The sequence below is a fragment of the Comamonas sp. CAH-2 genome (assembly GCF_009668305.1).
GTDB classification, from domain to species: domain Bacteria; phylum Pseudomonadota; class Gammaproteobacteria; order Burkholderiales; family Burkholderiaceae_C; genus Comamonas; species Comamonas aquatica.
Genome location: NZ_VSWF01000071.1, coordinates 1 through 3,233, shown reverse-complemented (window position 1 = coordinate 3,233; position 3,233 = coordinate 1). Strand labels below are relative to the sequence as shown.

Annotated in this window: 2 protein-coding genes; one reads left to right on the top strand and one right to left on the bottom strand. The window is 68.4% G+C overall.

The features are described from left to right. Nucleotides 1–46: 46 nt before the first annotated feature. Entirely contained in the window at nt 47–1,069 is a 1,023-nt protein-coding gene (locus FYM52_RS18480) for a helix-turn-helix transcriptional regulator (RefSeq protein WP_154165143.1), read from the bottom strand. An 83-nt stretch (nt 1,070–1,152) separates the two neighbouring features. Here FYM52_RS18480 and FYM52_RS18475 point away from each other — a divergent pair, with 83 nt between their 5' ends. Beyond that, a complete protein-coding gene (locus FYM52_RS18475; RefSeq protein WP_154165142.1) occupies nt 1,153–3,141 on the top strand; it encodes a TonB-dependent receptor domain-containing protein in 1,989 nt (662 codons plus the stop codon). The last annotated feature ends 92 nt before the right edge of the window (nt 3,142–3,233 follow it).

The following is a 3,233-nucleotide window of genomic DNA, read 5'->3' as shown; positions in this document are numbered from 1 at the left end:
CCACAAAAAAGCCCCGCCCCGCGGGGCTTTTTTGTGGCGGTCGCGGTCAGACGCGCCCGGGCAGCACCGGCTTGGCTTGCGAGGGCCGCAGGCCAAAGTGCTGGAAGAAGACCGCCGCAAAATGCGTGCTGCTGCGGTAGCCCGCCAGTTGCGCCGCCTTGGCCACCGACAGCTGGCCCTGCTCCAGCCCGTTGCGCGCACGCAGCAGCCGCTGGGCACGCACGAACTGGCCCAGGCTCAGACCGTCCGCCACCGCCGGGAAATGGCGTTGCAGGTGGGCGCGGCTGATGCCCGCATGGCGCGCGATGGCGGCGGTGTCCATGCCATCGGCCGCCGGTGTCATCAACCAGTTGCGCAGCGCCGCCAGGCGCAGATGCAGGCGCGGCGGCATGCCGCGCGGCGCGGCCCGGACCGCATCCGGGGGCAGGTCCACGCTGGCCAACGCCTCCAGCACCAGGTCCAGGCAGCGGCTGTGGTGCCACAGGCGCTGCAGGTGCGCGGGCAAGGCGCGGCCGCGGTGCAACTGGTCGGCAATCGCCAGCGCCCGGGCCGAGGGCTGCCACGCCACGTGCGCCAGGTGGCGGCCCAGGAAGTCCTGCATCGTGCCTTGTGCGATGCCCGCGGCCTGCAGCCACTGCGGGCTCAGCGTCAGCACCAGCTTGCGCTCGCGCCGCCCTTCGCGCCACTGGCGCATGAAGCGCTCCGTGCGTGCCAGCGCCACCACGGCGGCGCACTGCGCGGGTACGCCGGCACGCAGCCGCAGGCGCAGCTCGCCATAGGCCAGCTCGCTCTCGCCCTCCAGCAACAGGACGATCTTCAGCCCCGGGTACAGCAGGTTGGAGGTGCGCATCGTGCACAGGTCCTTGGCGGTCGTGCGGTAGAGCACCAGGCCCTCCTCGACCCGTATCACCTCCATCTGTCCCAACAGCACATCCGTGGCCGGGGTCACAGCCCGGTCGCCCACGATGTACTCGCGCCCCATGGGCTGCAGCGAGCACTCGATGTCCGGCACATGCAGCGTGCGCAATCCGGAGGCGAAATCAGCGATGTTGGAGACCAATTCAGACATGTGCGCGTGCCCTGTACCCTGCAAGAAACCATCACTAAATAAAATTCATTCTCATTTAAACACATCCATCACGGAGTTCTTTCATGCCTTGCGCCCTGCGTCCCCTTTCCCTGGCCTGCCTGTGGGCCCTGGCCAGCCTGGCCCATGCCCAGCCCTCCGGTGACGACCCGGCCAGCCTGGGCACCGTAGTGGTCACCGCCAGCGGCAATGCCGTGGACATCCGGGATGCCCCGGCCAGCATTTCGGTCCTCACCGCCGAGGAGCTGCGCGTACGCCCTGCGCACGAGCTGGCCGAGTTGCTGACCGGCGTGGAAGGCGTGACGCTGAACCGCAGCGCCAACGGCTCGCCCACCATCCAGATGCGCGGCTTCGACCAGGCCTACACCCTGATCCTGATCGACGGCAAGCGCGTGAACGCCAGCACCAGCATGTTCCGCGGGGGCACGGCCTATGACAGCGGCTGGGTGCCGCTGGACGACATCGAGCGCGTGGAGGTGGTGCGCGGCCCCATGTCCTCGCTGTACGGTGCCGATGCCATCGGCGGCGTGATCAACATCATCACCAAGCCCGTCAGCAAGACCTGGAAGGGCTCCATCACGGCCGACACCGTGCTGCACCAGGACCGCGACCTGGCCGACAGCCAGAAGCTGGGCTTTGCCGTGAGCGGACCGCTGGCGGGCGAGGCACTGGGTATCAAGCTGTATGGCAACTACGACCACCGCTCGGACAGTCAGGCCGAAAGCAGCTTCAACGCCGGCTATCCGCTGTTTGCCCGCATCCTCAACCGTCACGCCGGCGGCCAGCTGGCCTGGCGCCCCGATGCGCGTCAGACCGTCACGCTGGATGCCGACGTCAGCAGCAAGACCCAGGGCATGTACACCATGGAGCGCGAAGCCCTGGCGCTGCGCCACCAGGGCCACTGGGACCGCATGACCACCGAGCTGACGCTGGCGACCGACGAAATCCGCAACCTCAAGGGTATGATCGACACCCAGACCAACCCCAACCAGTCCAACACCTACAGCCTGAATGGCAAGGCCAGCTTTCCCGTGGACTGGGGCAACCAGTTCGTGACCGTGGGGGTCGATGCCCGCAAGGAGCGCCTGTACGACCGCGCCAACCTGGCCGGCTGGCCGGGGGTGCCCAGCACGCAGGGCACGCCATCCACCTCGGTGACGCAGTACGCGCTGTTCGTGGAAGACGAAATCCGCCTGACCGAGCGCCTGGCCGTGACGCTGGGCAACCGCTTCGACCACCACGAGCACTTCGGTGGCCACCACAGCCCGCGCGCCTACGGGGTGTTCCACCTGGACGATACCTGGACCCTCAAGGGCGGCATCTCGCGCGCCTTCCGCACGCCCACCCTGGTGCAGAACAGCCCCAACTGGGGGTCCGTGTCCTGCGGCAGCGCCACCACCGGCTGCTACATCATCGGCAGTCGGGACCTGCAGCCGGAAACCGCGCTCAGCAAGGAAATCGGCGTGCAGTACCGCCAAGGCGCCCACAGTGCCAGCGTCACCGTGTTCGACACCAAGCTGAAGAACATGATCGACATCGACAGCCGCACGCGCGACGTCACTCTGGCCCCCAGCCTGGACAACTTTGTCGGCTTCCTGCCCGATGGCCGTCCCATCTTCAGCTACCAGAACATCCACAGCGCCCGCACGCGCGGACTGGAAGGCAGCTGGGCTTGGCAGGTCACGCCGGCCCTGGACGTCAAGACCAGCTACACCTACCTGTCGGCCAAGAACACCAGCAAGCCCGTGCACACGCCGCTGCTCAACCGTTCGCGCCACAACCTGAACGTGGCCGCCAACTGGCGCGTGCACCCCGACTGGAACCTGGGCGCCACCTGGCGCCTGCAAAGCGCGCAGCCGCTCAACAGCGCCAACACCGTGCGCAAGCCCGGCCACGGTCTGCTGGACCTGAGCGCGGCCTGGCAGGTCCGCCGCGATACCACGCTGCGCGCCGGCATCCTGAACGTGGCCGATCGCACCCTGGACCGTGTCAGCGCCAGCGACTACAGCGACGAAGGCCGCCGCCTGTTCCTGTCGCTGAACAGCCGCTTCTGACCACCTGGTGTGCGGACCTGCCAGGGCATCCCCGCACCCGGCCGCGGGCCCACCACGGTGGTGCGCCGGCCCTGGCGCCCACCGTGGTGGGC

What these genes read in the sequence shown, in the direction of transcription:
- FYM52_RS18480 (WP_154165143.1), bottom strand. Translation starts at nt 1,069, where the DNA reads ATGTCTGAATTGGTCTCCAACATCGCTGATTTCGCCTCCGGATTGCGC.
- FYM52_RS18475 (WP_154165142.1), top strand. Translation starts at nt 1,153, where the DNA reads ATGCCTTGCGCCCTGCGTCCCCTTTCCCTGGCCTGCCTGTGGGCCCTG.